At 61.4% G+C, this 16,060-nt stretch carries 15 protein-coding genes; 7 read left to right on the top strand and 8 right to left on the bottom strand.

Annotated features, from left to right (window positions below; all coding sequences use genetic code 11):
- Window positions 1-103 precede the first annotated feature (103 nt).
- From KGA82_RS12315 to KGA82_RS29330, 3 genes are read right to left on the bottom strand one after another with little or no spacing between them, the layout of a single operon-like run.
- Window positions 104-742, bottom strand: a complete 639-nt coding sequence (locus KGA82_RS12315) for a response regulator transcription factor (RefSeq protein ID WP_192227438.1) — start codon at window positions 740-742, stop codon at window positions 104-106.
- Window positions 739-2,001: a histidine kinase gene (locus KGA82_RS12310; RefSeq protein ID WP_223450524.1), complete on the bottom strand. Its 1,263-nt coding sequence runs from the start codon at window positions 1,999-2,001 to the stop codon at window positions 739-741. The genes KGA82_RS12315 and KGA82_RS12310 overlap by 4 nt, the downstream gene beginning before the upstream one ends.
- Window positions 2,002-2,003: 2 nt before the next feature.
- Window positions 2,004-2,126 (bottom strand): hypothetical protein, encoded by a 123-nt coding sequence (locus KGA82_RS29330; RefSeq protein ID WP_008024888.1) that lies wholly within the window; start codon window positions 2,124-2,126, stop codon window positions 2,004-2,006.
- 157 nt (window positions 2,127-2,283) lie between these two features.
- On the opposite strand from KGA82_RS29330, the gene KGA82_RS12305 reads away from it, so the two are divergent.
- The 6 genes from KGA82_RS12305 (at window position 2,284) to KGA82_RS12280 (ending at window position 7,484) form a co-directional block, all read left to right on the top strand.
- Window positions 2,284-3,468 (top strand): ABC transporter substrate-binding protein, encoded by a 1,185-nt coding sequence (locus KGA82_RS12305; protein ID WP_223450522.1) that lies wholly within the window; start codon window positions 2,284-2,286, stop codon window positions 3,466-3,468.
- 29 nt (window positions 3,469-3,497) lie between these two features.
- Window positions 3,498-4,457, top strand: a complete 960-nt coding sequence (locus KGA82_RS12300) for a YVTN family beta-propeller repeat protein (RefSeq protein WP_223450520.1) — start codon at window positions 3,498-3,500, stop codon at window positions 4,455-4,457.
- On the top strand, window positions 4,454-5,185 hold the full coding sequence (locus tag KGA82_RS12295; protein WP_207285633.1) for an ABC transporter ATP-binding protein: 732 nt from the start codon (window positions 4,454-4,456) through the stop codon (window positions 5,183-5,185). Before KGA82_RS12300 ends, KGA82_RS12295 begins: the two co-directional genes overlap by 4 nt.
- Complete coding sequence (locus KGA82_RS12290) at window positions 5,182-5,973, top strand: ABC transporter permease (protein ID WP_223450519.1); 792 nt, start codon at window positions 5,182-5,184, stop codon at window positions 5,971-5,973. The genes KGA82_RS12295 and KGA82_RS12290 overlap by 4 nt, the downstream gene beginning before the upstream one ends.
- A gap of 231 nt (window positions 5,974-6,204) precedes the next feature.
- On the top strand, window positions 6,205-6,762 hold the full coding sequence (locus KGA82_RS12285) for a PQQ-dependent catabolism-associated CXXCW motif protein (protein ID WP_223450518.1): 558 nt from the start codon (window positions 6,205-6,207) through the stop codon (window positions 6,760-6,762).
- A 56-nt stretch (window positions 6,763-6,818) separates the two neighbouring features.
- Window positions 6,819-7,484 (top strand): response regulator transcription factor, encoded by a 666-nt coding sequence (locus KGA82_RS12280; RefSeq protein ID WP_084320911.1) that lies wholly within the window; start codon window positions 6,819-6,821, stop codon window positions 7,482-7,484.
- A gap of 212 nt (window positions 7,485-7,696) precedes the next feature.
- Here the strand turns inward: KGA82_RS12280 and nahK are convergent, their stop codons facing one another.
- The 4 genes from nahK to KGA82_RS12260 form a co-directional block, all read right to left on the bottom strand.
- The gene (gene nahK, locus KGA82_RS12275; RefSeq protein WP_223450516.1) at window positions 7,697-10,330 is read right to left on the bottom strand and encodes a hybrid sensor histidine kinase/response regulator NahK/ErcS'; all 2,634 of its coding nucleotides are present in this window, start codon (window positions 10,328-10,330) and stop codon (window positions 7,697-7,699) included.
- A complete protein-coding gene (nosP, locus tag KGA82_RS12270; RefSeq protein ID WP_008024902.1) occupies window positions 10,260-11,423 on the bottom strand; it encodes a nitric oxide-sensing protein NosP in 1,164 nt (387 codons plus the stop codon). Before nosP ends, nahK begins: the two co-directional genes overlap by 71 nt.
- Before the next feature lie 628 nt (window positions 11,424-12,051).
- Window positions 12,052-13,236, bottom strand: a complete 1,185-nt coding sequence (locus KGA82_RS12265; protein ID WP_223450512.1) for a porin — start codon at window positions 13,234-13,236, stop codon at window positions 12,052-12,054.
- A gap of 175 nt (window positions 13,237-13,411) precedes the next feature.
- Window positions 13,412-14,218, bottom strand: coding sequence for a sulfite exporter TauE/SafE family protein (locus tag KGA82_RS12260; RefSeq protein ID WP_223450510.1), 807 nt, complete (start codon window positions 14,216-14,218; stop codon window positions 13,412-13,414).
- Between the two features lie 160 nt (window positions 14,219-14,378).
- Between KGA82_RS12260 and KGA82_RS12255 the strand changes: the two genes are divergently transcribed.
- Window positions 14,379-15,242 carry an MBL fold metallo-hydrolase gene (locus tag KGA82_RS12255; RefSeq protein WP_223450509.1) on the top strand — a complete coding sequence of 288 codons (864 nt, stop codon included), beginning with the start codon at window positions 14,379-14,381 and terminating at the stop codon, window positions 15,240-15,242.
- A 210-nt stretch (window positions 15,243-15,452) separates the two neighbouring features.
- Here the strand turns inward: KGA82_RS12255 and bkdR are convergent, their stop codons facing one another.
- Complete coding sequence (gene bkdR / locus KGA82_RS12250) at window positions 15,453-15,941, bottom strand: Bkd operon transcriptional regulator BkdR (protein WP_008034067.1); 489 nt, start codon at window positions 15,939-15,941, stop codon at window positions 15,453-15,455.
- Window positions 15,942-16,060 lie beyond the last annotated feature (119 nt).

Below are 16,060 nucleotides of genomic sequence, written 5' to 3'. Positions count from 1 at the left end.
TCGGAGAGGTGTATAAGAGACAGGGGTCAGGCACCATTGATGTCGACTGATCCACCGCTATCGCCAGCAAGCCGGCTCCTACAAGGGGAATGTGTGAGTTCAGCTACCCCGCCTTTCGCACCACCCCCATATCAATCCCCAGATGCACCAGCTCGGCATGGGAGCTCACCTGCAATTTGCTCTTGAGCAACGTCAGGTGATTGGAGACGGTCTTGCTGCTTATGCTCAGTTGTTCGGCAATCACACGGGCCGGGGTGCCTTTGGCGAGCATCACGAAAATCTCCAGTTCGCGCTGGGTCATGCTCTGCAAACGCGGGTCGCTGGCGTCCTGTTGCGGGTGACACGCCAGTTGAGTGGCCAGGGGCTGTTCGATGTAGGCGTGGCCCGCGAGAATCCGCCGCACCGCCTCGATCAGCACTTCGGGCGCCGAGCTTTTGGTCAGGTAACCCGAAGCGCCCGCCTCCAGTGCCTGGCGCACCAGCGGCAGCTCATCGTGCATGCTGAAAAACAGCACGCGCAGTTGTGGCAGACGCTGTCGCAACCGGCGCGTGGTTTCCAGCCCGCTGATCCCCGGCAGGCCGAAATCCATGATCACCAGATTCGGCACGGCCTCCTGAACCCTGATCAGCGCTTCTTCACCCGTCGCGGCTTCACGCACTTCCATCGCCGGAAGCAACGCGCGCAACAAACTCGCGTAGCCCTGACGGACCACCGCATGGTCATCCACCAGCAGAATATTCATGACGCCTCCAAAGGCATGCTTAAGGCCAGCGCCCAACCGGCGCCGGGGTGGCTGATGATGCGTAACTCTCCGCCCAGACTGCGGGCGCGCTCGAACATCGAATACAAACCGACACCCGGCCGCTGTGGCTGGCGGGCGCCGCATCCGTTGTCACGAATCAATAAGCGCAAGTGGCCGCCGCAGTGTTGCAGGCGAACCCGCACTTGGCTTGCATCGGCGTGGCGAGCGACGTTGGTCAAGGCTTCCTGCAACAGGCGGTAGAGATGGGTTTTGGCCGGCGCAGACAATGGCGGCAACGAAGCGCTGACGCGCAACTGACAATCGACACCCTGTCGGCCTTGCCACTGCTCCACCAGCAACGCGAAAGCCTCGGCCAACGGCAGGTGTTGCAACACCACCGGATAGAGGTCGTGCACCAGCGCCCTGAACCCTTGTTGCAGGTGCTCGCAGTTGTGTTCCAGTTCACGCACCGTGCGCTCCACGGTGTCCGGTTGATCGGCGACCAGACGCAACAGACAGGCCTGCGCACGAATCCCCGCCAGGTATTGACCGAGGTCGTCGTGCAGGGTCTGCGCCAGATGAGTGCGTTCCTGTTCCTGCACCGCCAGCAAGGTCTGGGTCAGTTGCGTGTTGTCGGCGCGCGCCTGTTCCAGTGCTTCGGTCATGCGATTGAAGTGCACCGCCAGTTGCCGCGCTTCCGGCAGCCCTTGCGCGCGCAGTCGCACCTTGAGCTGCCCTCCGGAAACCTGCCGCAATGCGCGCAGCAACTCATCGAGCAGGCCCATGCCCCGGCGCACGGCCCAGCGAATGGTCAACAGACTCAACAACAACGCCAGGCCACACAGGCTCAGTAATTGCTGGAGGGAATCCCAGACTTCATCGATTTCATCCCGTGGGTCGACCGCAATCAGCACACGCCGGCCATCCTGCAGATCCAGCTCCCGCGCGCTGTACCGGGCCTCGGCAAACAGCAATCGCCCGAGCCAGGCGTCGAGCCCGTCCTGCATTGGCGGTTGTGCCGCTTCGCCCGGTTCGAGCCAGCGCACCCGCACGTGACGCAGACTTTGCGTCAGCCGTGGTTGCAGGCTGGCGGGATCGCGCGCGGCGGTTTCGCTCAAGTACTCGACCACCGCCTCGGCGGATTGCAGCTCTCGCTCCACATCCGCCAGCGCCTGGTGCATCAGCAAGCCCATGCACGCCAAAGTGACCAGCGCGAAAAATCCGCAGACCCAGAGGTTGATCCGCCATAGGGCCGACACGCCTAGCGCCCCGGTGTCGCAGGCATTACCAGCAGCGACGCGGGGCGCGGGCCGTGGAGTTTGTCGACGCCGATCAGACTCAGGATCAGCAACAACGGCAGGAGCAGCGCCTTGAGAATACGCATGGTCGATCTCCTTCAGAGTGATGGCCGTTGTTGCCCATGCTAAAACCGCGCCGCCCTCGACGAGTTACTACCTTGGTACTGCCTCACTGGTACTTTCTGCATATTTCATCCCGTCCTCAGGCTTCCTATGCTGGCGCTACCCGTGATGGAGTGCCTTATGCGCCAGCTTGCCCCTTACGCCCTGATCTACCTGTTGGCGATTGCCTGCGCCGCCGGGCTGGCGACGCAAAGTCAGGCGGCCGATGCACCGCTGCAAGTGCAGATCGGTTACCTGGGTTATCGCCCCGACCCGGGGCCCTTGCTGTCGAACATCATTCCCGAGCCCGTCGATGCCGGCCTGCGTGGCGCCGAACTGGCGATCACCGACAGCAACAGCACCGGGCGCTTTCTCAATCACAGTTACAGCCTGGCCAACGCCAACGTCGACAACCCGCAGGCCTTGCTCGATGCGGCCAAGGCGCAACACGCGCAAGGCCTGCGCCTGTTTGTGGTGAACGCACCGGTGGCCAGCCTGCGGCAACTCAGCGCCGCCCTGCCCGACAGCTTGCTGATCAACGCCGGCAGCCCGGATGACAGCCTGCGCACCACCGATTGCCTGCCAAACGTGCTGCACACGCTGCCGAGCCGGGCGATGCTCGCTGATGCCTTGGCGCAGTTTCTGGTGGTACGCAAATGGCAGCGGGCGCTGCTGATTGTCGGCCCGACCGCCGACGATCAAGCCTATGCCGCCGCCCTGCGCCGCTCGGCGAAACGCTTCGGCGTGCAACTGGTGGCGGAAAAAGCCTGGAGTTTCGATAACGATCAACGCCGCAGCGCCCAGGCCGACATGCCGCTGTTCACCCAGACCGCCGAGTACGATGTGGTACTGGTGGCCGATGAACGCGGTGACTTCGGTGAATACGTGCCCTACCAGACCTGGTATCCGCGCCCGGTGGCCGGCACTCAAGGCCTGACCCCGGTGGGCTGGCACAAGACCGTGGAAACCTACGGCGCCGCCCAATTGCAGAAACGCTTCGAAGCCACGGCCGGGCGCTGGATGAACGACCGCGACTTTGCCGCGTGGATGGCCGTGCGCAGCATCGCCAGCGCGGTGAGCAAACTGCGTCAGACCGATCCGATGGCGATCCGCAACCTGGAAATCAGCGACCAATTGCCGCTCGATGGCTTCAAGGGTCGCAAGCTCAGTTATCGCCCGTGGAACGGCCAGTTGCGCCAGCCGATTCCCATCGTGCAGCCGCGGGCGCTGGTCAGCACCTCGCCACAGGACGGCTTTCTGCACCCCTTCAACGAAATGGACAGCCTCGGTTACGACAAAGCCGAGGTCAGCTGCCGCTTTCCCTGATCTTCCACAACAACAATAAGGAATCCGCCATGCGCCGCACCCTGCTTTCATGCGCCCTGTTGCTCGCTGCCGGGCACGCCGCGGCCAGCACCGCCTGGGTCTCCAACGAAAAAGACAACAGCCTCAGCCTGATCGACATGCAGACCCTGCAAGTCACCGACACCCTGCCCGTCGGCCAGCGCCCGCGCGGTCTGTTGCTGTCCCACGACAACAAGCTGCTGTACATCTGCGCCAGCGATTCGGACCGGGTGCAGGTGATGGACGTGGCCACGCGCAAGATCATCAAGGAACTGCCTTCGGGCAAGGACCCCGAGCAATTCGCCCTGCACCCGAACAATCGCTGGCTCTACGTTTCCAACGAGGACGATGCGCTGGTGACGGTGATCGACACCGAAACCTCCAAGGTGCTGAGCCAGATCAACGTCGGCGTCGAGCCCGAAGGCATGGCCGTCAGCCCGGACGGCAAATGGGCGGTGAACACCAGCGAAACCACCAATATGCTGCACTGGATCGACACCGGCACCCAGACCCTGGCCGACAGCACGCTGGTGGATCAGCGCCCGCGTTTTGTCGAGTTCGCGCCCGATGGCAAACAGTTGTGGGCCTCGGCGGAAATCGGCGGCACCGTGACCATTCTTGACACCGCCACCCGGCAGGTCCTCAAGACCCTGACCTTCCAGATCAAGGGCGTGCACCCGGACAAGGTGCAACCGGTGGGCATCAAGCTCAGCGCCGATGGCAAGTACGGTTTCGTCGCGCTGGGCCCGGCCAACCACGTCGCGGTGATCGATGCCAAAACCTTCGAAATCCTCGATTACCTGCTGGTCGGCCGTCGCGTGTGGCAGATGGCATTCACCCCGGATCAGAAGCAATTGCTGGCCACCAATGGCGTCAGCGGCGATGTGTCGGTGATTGATATCGACAGCCTCAAAGTGAGCAAATCGGTGAAGGTCGGGCGCTATCCGTGGGGCGTGGTGGTGACGCCATGAACGCACTGGAAGTCAGCGACCTGAGTTTCGCCTACGGCGCGCGGGAGGCGTTGCGCCAAGTGAGTTTCAGCCTGGCGCCCGGTCGTTTTGCGGCGCTGCTGGGGCCGAACGGTGCCGGCAAATCGACGCTGATTGCCTTGCTGACCCGGCTGTACGATGTGCAACGCGGTGATATCCGTGTCGGTGCTTGTTCGTTGCGGGATGCGCCGCGCCCGGCGCTCAAGCAATTGGGTGTGGTGTTTCAGCAAAGTACGCTGGACCTGGACCTCAGCGTCGAGCAGAACCTGCGCTATCACGCCGCGCTGCACGGAATGTCGCGGCGTGAAACCGCAATTCGGGTCGATGCAGAACTGGCCCGTCAGTCCCTGACCGAACGCCGTCGCGAGCGGGTACGCGAGCTGAATGGCGGCCATCGTCGCCGGGTGGAAATCGCTCGCGCGCTGCTGCATGAGCCACGCCTGTTGCTGCTCGACGAGGCCAGTGTCGGCCTTGATCCGGCCAGTCGCCTGGCGCTCAATCAACACATCCGCAGCCTGTGCCGCGAGCACCGCCTCAGCGTGCTCTGGACCACGCACTTGCTGGACGAGGTGCAGCCGAGCGATGACTTGCTGATTCTCCATCAAGGGCGCTTGGTCGCCAGTGGCCAGGCCGATGCGTTGAGCCTGGAACACGGCGGCGACCTCGGTTCGGCCTTCGCTCGCTTGACCACCTCGGGAGCCGTGCGATGAATGCTTATTGGCAATGTTTCAGCGGCATCGTGCTGCGTGAATGGCTGCGGTTTGTCTTGCAGCGCACGCGGTTTCTCAGTGCACTGGTGCGGCCACTGCTGTGGCTGCTGGTGTTCGCCGCCGGTTTTCGCGCGGCACTCGGCATCGCGATCATTGAGCCCTACGACACCTACATTCCGTATGAGGTCTACATCATTCCGGGGCTGGCCTGCATGATCCTGTTGTTCAACGGCATGCAAGGTTCGCTGTCGATGGTCTACGACCGGGAGATGGGCAGCATGCGCGTACTGCTCACCAGTCCCTTGCCCCGTACATTTCTGCTGTGCAGCAAACTGTTGGCCACGTCGCTGATTTCGCTGTTGCAGGTATACGCCTTCCTGGCGATTGCCTGGGTGTACGGCGTGCAGCCCCCGGCCATGGGCCTGTTGATCGCCTTGCCGGCGTTGCTGCTGGTGGCGTTGATGCTCAGTGCGTTGGGGTTGTTGCTGTCGAACGCGATCCGCCAACTGGAGAACTTCGCCGGGGTGATGAACTTCGTGATCTTCCCATTGTTCTTCCTGTCATCAGCGTTGTACCCGTTGTGGAAGATGCGTGAGTCCAGCGAGTGGTTGTACGGGTTGTGTGCGTTGAACCCGTTTACCCATGCAGTGGAGCTGGTGAGGTTTGCGCTGTATGAACGCTTCAATCCATTGGCGCTGGCAGTGTGTGTGGGGCTGACACTGGTGTTCGCGCTGCTGGCGGTACTCACCTTCAACCCGCAGCATGCCGCCCTGCGCAAAGCCAACTAACCACCCAAATCCCCCTGTGGGAGCGAGACCGGCTTGCCGGCGATGGCGGAGTGTCAGCCGACATCAATGCCGGATGTGATGGCTTCATCGCGAGCAGGCTCGCTCCCACAATTGGATCTCCATCAAACATGGCAAAATTACTACTTTAGTACTGGTTTTCCTGTCTATCGTCGCATTCCCAACGCACCGCGACTGGCATGTAATGGGTCCATAACTATAAGGACTGAACCCATGCCGCGTGCCCGACGTGTTCTGCTGCGCCCTTCCCTCGCTGTGTTATCGCTGAGCCTGTTGCTGGGCGTCGCACACGCCGAAACACCGCTGTTCTCAGCTGATGGCTACCGCATCGGCCTGTACCGCAGCCCCACGCCGAATCAGGCCGAGGGGGTCACCATCATCGACACCGCCGCCCTGCAAACCCTGCTCACCCAGACGCCTCGCCCAGTGTTGATCGATGTCTACCGCCGCCAATGGCTGCAAGGGCGTTTCATCGAAGACCAGCCCCACGAAAACCTGCCCGGCAGCCACTGGCTGGCCAACACCGGCGATGGCGACCTGACACCCGACTGGCAGGATTACTTCTCGCGCAATCTGCAAAAATTCACCGCCGGCGATCCCCGGCAACCGCTGGTCTTTTACTGCCGGTCCGATTGCTGGTTGAGCTGGAATGCAGTCAAACGCGCCGCCGCCATGGGCTATAAGACTCTGTATTGGTATCGCGATGGCCTGGATGCCTGGCAAGCGGCGAACCTGCCCGTGACACCCGCCCTGCCCGAACCTTTTCCCTGACCTTTACGCGTGCGTGTTGTTGCCACACCATATTCAAAATAATGAGGTGAAAGGCTATGTACAAAATTCTGATTGCCGACGATCACCCGCTGTTTCGCGAAGCCATTCATAACGTCATCAGCGATGGGTTCCCGGGCAGCGAGGTCATGGAAACCGCCGACCTCGACAGCGCCCTGGCGCTGACTCAGGACCACGACGACCTGGACCTGATCCTGCTCGACCTGAACATGCCCGGCATGCACGGCCTCAATGGCCTGATCAACCTGCGCAACGAGGCGCCGACCATTCCAGTGGTGATCGTCTCGGCGGAACAGGACAAGCAGATCGTGCTGCAAGCCATCACCTATGGCGCGGTGGGTTTCATCACCAAGTCCTCGCCACGGGTGCAGATGACCGAGGCGATCCAGCAGATTCTCAATGGCAACGTCTACCTGCCGCCGGACATCATCCGCACGCAGAAAAGTGGCACCCACCGCCGGATGAACGACACCCCGAGCTTCCCGCCGGAACTGCTCCAGGCCCTGACCCGCAAACAGTTGCTGGTGCTGGAGCGCATGACCAAAGGCGAGTCGAACAAACAGATCGCCTACACCCTGGAAATCGCTGAAACCACGGTCAAGGCCCACGTTTCGGCGATCTTGCGCAAACTCAACGTGCACAATCGGGTACAGGCGATCCTGAGTGCCGGGGATATTGATTTCGGCTCTTATCTACGACGTTAAACCGCGTCGCGCCCATCGCCAGCAAGCCGGCTCCTACAGGAACAACGCCCCCCCCTGTAGGAGCCGGCTTGCCGGCGATGAGGCCATCAGCCCCCGCACAAATTTCAGGGCCGGCCAAGCAAATCGCCAGCAAGCTGGCTCCTACAGGAACAACGCGATCCCCTGTAGGAGCCGGCTTGCTGGCGATGAGGCCCTCAACATCAACAAAAATCTCAAGGCCGGCCGAGCAAATGACTCATCGCCGTCTTCAGCTTCATCGGCCGCACCGGCTTATGCATCAAGGTGTGCCCCAGCTCTCGAATCTGCAATTTGAGCTCATTGCTGTAATTGGCGGTGATCATCATCGCCGGAATGGCTGAGCCGCGCCGGGCGTTGATCCGTGCCACGGCATCCACGCCGTTCTGATCGTCATCCAGGTGGTAATCGGCAATCAGCAAATCCGCCTCGGCGTGATAATTGTCCACTTGCCGCGCCAAATCCTGCTCCGACAGCGCCGTCACCACCAGACAACCCCACCCTTCGAGCAAGGTGCGCATGCCGGCGCAAATCGCCGCATCGTTATCCAGCACCCACACTCGCGCACCGCGCAGACGCTCGAGCATCGGCTCGCTCATCAACAGGCTCGGCAGTGCCTTGGGTGCCGTCGCGCTCAACGGCACCTCGACGGAAAACACCGAGCCCTTGCCAGGCCACGAACGCACGTGAATGCGGTGCCCGAGAATCCCGGCAATTTTCTCGACGATTGCCAGCCCCAGCCCCAACCCGCGATCCTGATCCGGACGTTGCACATCACCGCGTTTGAATTCCTGGAAAATCTCTTCCAGACGGTTTTCGGCGATGCCCATGCCGCTGTCCCAGACCTCGATCGACAGCCGCTGATGATGCCGCCGGCAACCGAGCACCACGCGGCCGCTGTAGGTGTAGCGAATCGCGTTGCTCAACAGGTTGCGCAAGATCCGCGCAAGCAACTGAATGTCGCTGCGCACCAGCGCCGAACACCCGATGAAATGCAGCTCAAGCCCTTCGCTGCGTGCGACCTGGGTGTACTCGGCGGCGAGGTTTTCCAGCAACTCGCTCAAGGCGAACGGCGCGATGTCGGCCTTGATCACCCCGGCATCGAGTTTGGAAATGTCGACCAGCGTACCGAGCAGATTCTCCACGTCTTCCAGGGAATTGCTGACGTTGCGCACCAGAATCTCGTTGGCCAGCGGCTCCCGGCGTTCGAGCAAGGCGCTGGTAAACAGGCGCGCGGCGTTCAGCGGTTGCAGCAAATCGTGGCTGACGGCGGCAAGAAACTTGGTCTTCGACAGGTTGGCCTGCTCGGCTTCGAGCTTGGCCTCGCGCAGGCGTGATTCAACCCGCCGACGTTCGTCGATCTCGCGCAGCAACTGGTCATTGAGGGTCGTCAGTTCCGCCGTGCGTTCGCGCACCCGCAGTTCAAGGTTCTGATAGGCCTGGTGCAACGCCTCGGCCGTTCGGCGGCGCTCGGTGATGTCGCGGATCAACACGAAAATCCCCACCACTTCGCCAGTTGCCAGCCGATTGGGCACGTAGGAGCGCAGCATGTAGCGCTCCTGGTTGTTGATGTTGGTTTCGGCGAACTCGAACGTCACGCTCTCACCGGCCAACGCCCGCGCCACATAGGCTTCCAGGCGCTGGTAATGCTGCTCGCTGTGCACTTCGCGCAGGCTTTGCCCGAGCATCACGCCACGTGGCCAGCAGTACCATTCTTCGTAGACCTTGTTGGTGAACTCGTAGACCAGATCGGCATTGAGGTAGGCGATCAGCGCCGGTACGTGGTCGGTGATCAAGCGAATCCAGCGCTCGCTTTCGCTCAGCGCTTCGGCGTGCTGGTAGCGCTCGGTGATGTCGGTAAAGGTGTTGACGAAGCCGCCGGTGGGCAGCGGATGCGTGCGGATTTCCAGGACCCGGCCATCGTACAGTCGCTGCTCACATTCCTGCACCGGGCGCCCGTTGCCGTCGCGGCTGGCCGGGGTCAGCAGGTTCAACTCGCTGTCGGCGATCACTTCGGCGAACGGTCGATGCGCGGCCACCGGCGCCAGGCCACTGAGTTCAAGGAAGCGTCGGTTCCACAACTCCAGAATGCCCTCGGCGTTGACCATCGCCACGCCTTGGGACAGGTTGTCCACGGCCCGTTGCAGCAAATGCGATTTCTGCGCCACGGCCTGCTCGCGGCGCACGGTTTCACTGAGTTTGACGTCGGTGATATCGGTGAACAGGATCACCCGCCCGCCTTCCTGGGTCGGCCGTTCGCTGACTTGCAGCCAGCGACCATCCTGCAAGCGGAACAGCAGGTTCTCGTCGGCCTGCCCGCGCGGTTCTTCGGTGAACAGGCCGGTGGACAGCATCAGCCGCTTGACCTCGGCCAGGCGCATGCCGGCGTTGATTCGCACCCGGCTGTTACCCCAGAACGCCTTGAAGCGGCTGTTGAACAGCACGATCCGCTGCTCCGCGTCGAACAATACAAAGGCGTCGGAAATGCTCTCGATGGCGTCGATCAGGTGTTGATGCGCGGTTTCCGCACGCAGACGCGCTTCGCTGAGCAAGTGATTGCCTGACTTCAGTTCAGCCATGGCCTGGTTCAAGGCATCGGTGCGCTCACGCACCTGTTCGGCCAGCACCACCGAATGCTGGAACGCCGCGTACGGGTCGTTGCCGCGGGTGATGCCGGACTCGATCCGTTCGATCAACGCAGCATTGATGCGCTGCAATTTTTGGTTCTCGTGCCGCAGGCTGGCGACTTGAGCCGCAAGCTCAGCGATGTCCAGGGGAGCGGCCTCGGGCAATGGCAACCCCGGTGAAGGTCTGGTTGATGTGCATGCCATTGAACTGTTCTCCGTAGGTGTTGAAACCCATCACCCGCTGGTCGCGCAAAAACCTGCCGATCTGCTCCAGATTGCCGCCGTCTTCCAGTTCCAGGCGCCTGAGAAAGCAGTCGCAGCCGATGGTCAACAACAGGTCACCGAGGCGTTCCTGCAAACCGTCGAACAGGGTTTGCAGATTGGGCAGCATCGGCCCTGGAGTCATGACGGTGAGGACAATGCCGTTTTCCACGGCGCAGTAGAAACTCAGGCTCAAGTCCGGGTGCACCTGCTGGATGGCCCGCACGTAATACTGATCGTTGATCCGCACCGCCAGCGGGTGGGCGGCGAAGATCCGATGATCGAGTTCAGCCACGGGTACGCCGATGTGCCGGGCGTACTCCTCGGCGGCCGGTTCGGCATTCAGTTCGAAGACCCGGCGCGAGGCACTGTCGGCGCCAGTGACCACCAGTTTTTCCGCCCTCGGCAGGATGTGGTGGGTGGTGAAGACTTCGAAGTCGAGCCAGGTATTGACCAGCACCACCACCGCCGCGCCGCTGTGGAACTCGCCGCCGAAGTAAACGTGGGTGTGGGTCAGGTAATTGTCGTCGCCGGCCGAACCACCGAAATGCGGGATGTCGCCCAGCGCCGCGCTCAACGCCGCGAGCACCATTTCTTCACGGCTGGACAAACCATCGAGCAAGGTCAGGGCAAAGCTGTTGCCCTTGATCGGTGCCAGGGTGTTGCTGCGACAACCACTGACCAGACGCTCGACCATTTGCTGGGCGTCGATCAGGCTGAAGCGCTCCATCTCGTCGATCAATTCGGCATCGATGGAAAAATGCCGATGGTCGAAACCCACGGCTGTCACGCAGTTGCGCCCGTAACCCAGCGGGGTGATTTCGCCGGCGCTGGTGCAACCGACCAGACGGATACCGCCGAAGCTCTGCTGCAAGGCCTGGCCCAGCGCCTGCAAGTCGTACTCGGCGGAGCAGAAAAACAGCACAAAGCCCAAATGCGGGTGCAGCAACTGCCGCGCCAGCTCCTGAGCCACCTGCTGGGCATCGGTCGCCTGGGACATCGCACTGACGACCCCGTCGCTCTGAACCTGCTGCATCGTCGCCTCCCGCAGGTGCGCATGTATGAGGTTGGAGTGTACGAAGGCAGCGGTCGGCGACGTATGCTACTTGGGTAGCGGTCAGGCGCTTCGATGGGATGAGAGTTCCAGCAAACACCACATCCCTCTGTAGGAGCGAGGCTTGCCCGCGAAAGCGGTGCGTCAGTCGACATTAATGTTGAATGTGACGTCCTCTTCGCGGGCAAGCCTCGCTCCTACAATTCCGCGCCCGGCGTTCCATTGTCTGCCATCACACAAAACCTGTAGGAGCCGGCTTGCTGGCGATAGCGTTAGGTCAGACAACAATGATGGTGACTGATGCGCCGCTATCGCCGGCAAGCCGGCTCCTACAAATCCGCGCCCGGCGCGCCGCTTTCTGCCATGACACAAAACCTGTAGGAGCCAGCTTGCTGGCGATGGCGGTGGGTCAGGCAACAATGATGGTGACTGACAGTCCATCATCGCCAGCAAGCCGGCTCCTACAATTCCGTGCCCGGCGCGCCATTTTCTGCCATGGCACAAAACCTGTAGGAGCCAGCTTGCTGGCGATGGCGGTGGGTCAGGCAACAATGATGGTGACTGATGCGCCGTCATCGCCGGCAAGCCGGCTCCTACAAGGGATTGGGGATTACCAGGTCAACACCGCCCCCACCGCGAAGGTGTCGGTGTCTTCGTTTTGCGCGCTGGTTTGGTGGCCATTGATTTCGAACTGGTTGTACTCGGCCACCAGTTTCAGGTTGTCGTTGACGTCATGGAACAGCGCAATGCCGCGAGTCTCATAGTCCGCGCCGCTGCCCACCACGCCGTTGCCGTCGTCCTTGGTCTTGCCGTAGGACAAGGCCAGGCGGTTTTTGCCCAGCTTGTACGAGCCCTGCAACAGGTAGCCGTCGCTGTCGACATTACGCAACGTCGGTTCGCCAGCGTTGTTGGTGAAGAACGGGTTGATACCCTTGGCCTGAAAGCCCGAACCGGTCAGCGACAAACCGCCCATTTTCGCCTGCACGCCATAGCCCAAACCTTTGGAGGTCACGGACTGCACCGTGGAATCGGTGTTGTCCGAAGTCTGGTAGCTGCCGTTGACCCAGCTGTAAATCTTCGCCCCGGCGAGGTCGAACTGGTAAGTGATCTCGCTCTCGGTGCGCGGGTTTTCCTGATAGGCCTTGCCGGTCGCGCTGCTGTCGTTGGTGTCCACCGGGTCCATGATCCCGACCGCGACTCGCAAGCCGTCCATCACCGGGGTGCGGTAAGTGATCTGCGATGTCGGGAACGGGTACGGATAGCCGCTGCCGATGTTGCCGAACGACACCCCGCCGCCATCCACCAACCCAAGCGTGTCGCTGACCTGGCCGTAACCGGCCAGCAACTCATCGAGCAGAATGTTGGAACGGGCAAACAGGCCGAAGTCCTTGCCGATCAGCACTTCGCCCCATTCCGGGTTGGCCACCGTGCCGTAGAACTGCCGCACGTCGATGGCGGTGTCGGTGCCGTTGGTTTCGCTGTCATTGATGGTCACCCAGAACGACGCCCGGGCGCCGAGCTTGAGGTCGTCGACCTGCTTGCCCATGTTGAAGCCCAGGTAGTTGGGCAAAAAGCCCATTTTCACCCGCGCCTGTCGACGGTCGAACTGCTCGCCGGCACGGTCGACGTCGCTGTTCACATAGAAGGCGTTGATGTAGCCATCGGTGGAAAACGTGGTCTGGTCCTTGTCGTACAGCATGATTTCGGCTTGGGCCATTGAGCTCAAACCCAGGGTCGACAGGCTGGCGATGAAGGCTGGCAAGTAACGGTGCTTGAAATTCTTATTGTTGTGCATGTCGCGCTCCGCAGCGGGGGACTGGATGTCGGAGGCGATTATCGAAAGCGGACCGGCGGCGTCATACGCTGCCTTGGGGGTGGTTTTGAAGTGCTTTGGCGTGGCCGGTGGCGTGCAGCAAGTTGGGTGTAAGACCGGGCCACGACGAGGGCCCGGAACTTAAGGTGTAAGACGCCTAGATGCCGGCCTTGAACAGCATGTAGGTCGCGACCACCACGCAGAGGCTGGCGAAGCCGATCTGCAAGGCCCGGGCCGGGACTCGGGCGCACAACTGTCGGCCAACGATCATGCCGATGACGCTCGCGACGATGAACGACACGCCCAGACCATCGATCCGCACCCCGGCATGAAATGCACCGATCACGCCGATGGCAGAAATCAGGCTGATGACCATCAAGGACGTCGCGACGATCCCGCGCATCTGCACATCGGTCAGTTGCTTGAACGCCGGGACAATCAGAAACCCGCCGCCGACCCCGAGCAACCCCGAGACCACGCCGGTCACCGCGCCGAGTGCAGCCAGGGTTGCGGTGCATTTGGCGGTCCAGGAAAAGCGCCCGGTCTGTTGATCGAGCATGCAGTTTTTCTGGCCCCAGTTGGCGTGGCCGTGATCGCTCGGCCCTTCGTCATGGCGCTCGCGGCGCAGCATCCGCCAGGCCACCATGACCATCAGCAGGCTGAACAGAATCATCAGGATTTTTTCCGGCAGTTGATGGGCAAAGTAGATGCCGACCGGGGAAAAAATCGCCCCCAGCAAGGCGATCAGCAACGCCGCGCGATAACGCACCAGGCCATGGCGCAACCCATCGACGGCGCCGACCGCCGCTGCGCTGCCCACCGCAAACAATGCAACGGGGGCCGCTTGTGTCATGGTCAAACCCAACCCCAGCACCAGGGCCGGAACCGCAAGAATGCCGCCACCGGCACCGGTCAATCCGAGGACCAGGCCCATGGCCACACCAAAAAAACTTGCCAGCAACATAAAACGCTCGTGATCCGTGAGAAGAGCCGGGAACGCCCGGTATCGATGACTGACAGGATAGAGCCCGCGCAGCTTTTTTCCTGCATTGAATTGATCGGGGCTGGTCAGCGCAGGGAAAATGAAACTACCCTGAACACCTGTCCCAAAAGAAACGGCCACCATGCCCGCCTTGATTGAAGCCTTCCTCGACCCCGCCTCATCGACCTACAGTTACGTGGTTTACGAGGCCGACGGCAGCCAGTGTGCAATCGTCGACCCGGTGCTCGACTACGACCCGGCCGCCGGGCGCACCGCCACCACCCAGGCCGATAAAATCATCGCCTTCGTGGGTGAACATCAGTTGCAGGTGCAATGGCTGCTGGAAACCCATGCCCACGCCGATCACATGTCTGCCGCGCCTTATCTGCGTCGGGAGCTGGGCGGCAGGATTGCGATTGGTCAGTCGATCAGCAAGGTGCAGGGCGTGTTCAAAGGCCTGTTCAACCTTGAACCGGAATTTGCCGTGGACGGTTCGCAGTTCGATCACCTGTTCGCCCCCGACGAATCGTTCATGATCGGCAACCTCAAGGCCACGGCGCTGCACGTGCCCGGTCACACGCCGGCGGACATGGCCTATTTGATCGACAGCAGCGTCATTCTGGTGGGCGATACGTTGTTCATGCCGGATGTCGGCACTGCGCGCTGCGACTTTCCCGGCGGGAATGCCAATCAATTGTTCGCCTCGATCCAGAAGCTGCTGGCATTTCCGGCCAGCGTGCGGCTTTACGTTTGCCACGACTATCCGCCTGAAAGTCGCAAGCCCCAATGCCAGACCACAGTGGGCGAGCAGCGCAAGAGCAACATCCACATCCATGACGGCATCGACGAAGCGGCATTCGTCGCCATGCGCACCCGGCGCGATGCGGGGCTGGGCATGCCGACGCTGTTGTTGCCGGCGATTCAGGTCAACGTACGAGCCGGGAATTTGCCTCCGCCCGAAGAAAACGGCGTCACCTACCTGAAAATCCCCCTGAACAAACTCTGACTCTTGCTGGCGATGGCGATTCCGAAGCCGCCATCGCTGGCCAGCCAGGCTCCCACAATTGCGCGGTGCCGCACCAATCCGACCCCACCACAAAACCTGTAGGAGCCGGCTTGCTGGCGATGGCGGTGTGTCAGGCAACAATGATGGTGGCTGATGCGCCGCCATCGCCAGCAAGCCGGCTCCTACAGTTATGTGGTGTTGAGGGTTCGGTCAATTGGTCAGGGTCAATCCATTTGCCGGCAGCGGCAGCGCGGTTTTATAGCGCACTTGCTTGAGCGCAAAGCTTGAGCGGATGTTCGCCACACCGGGCACTTTGGTGAGGAAGTCCATCATGAAACGCTCCAGCGACTGAATGGTCGGCACCAGCACCCGGATCAGATAATCCGGATCACCCGCCATCAAATAGCACTCCATCACTTCCGGGCGATCCGAGATCGCTTCCTCGAAATGCTGCAACGCCTCCTCCACCTGCTTCTCCAGGCTGACATGAATGAACACATTCACATGCAGCCCCAACAGGTCGGCGTCCAGCAGCGTCACTTGTTCGCGAATCAGTCCCAATTCTTCCATCGCCTTGACCCGGTTGAAGCACGGCGTCGGCGACAGATTCACCGAGCGTGCAAGGTCGGCGTTGGTGATGCGCGCGTTCTCCTGAAGGCTGTTGAGAATGCCGATATCGGTACGGTCCAATTTGCGCATGAGAAAAAACCACCTGTTATTTTTGTTTATGCAGATTTTTTAACCTCAAATGACCACCAACGCAACGAAACACAGATAAATATTCTCCTGCGCCGGGCCTATGATGTTTGTAGGACAAG

This window comes from Pseudomonas sp. BF-RE-22 (assembly GCF_019956155.1).
In the GTDB taxonomy this organism is placed as follows: Bacteria; Pseudomonadota; Gammaproteobacteria; order Pseudomonadales; family Pseudomonadaceae; genus Aquipseudomonas; species Aquipseudomonas migulae.
The sequence above is the reverse complement of the archived record's forward strand: the minus strand, read 5'-3'. Positions and strand labels throughout refer to the sequence as shown.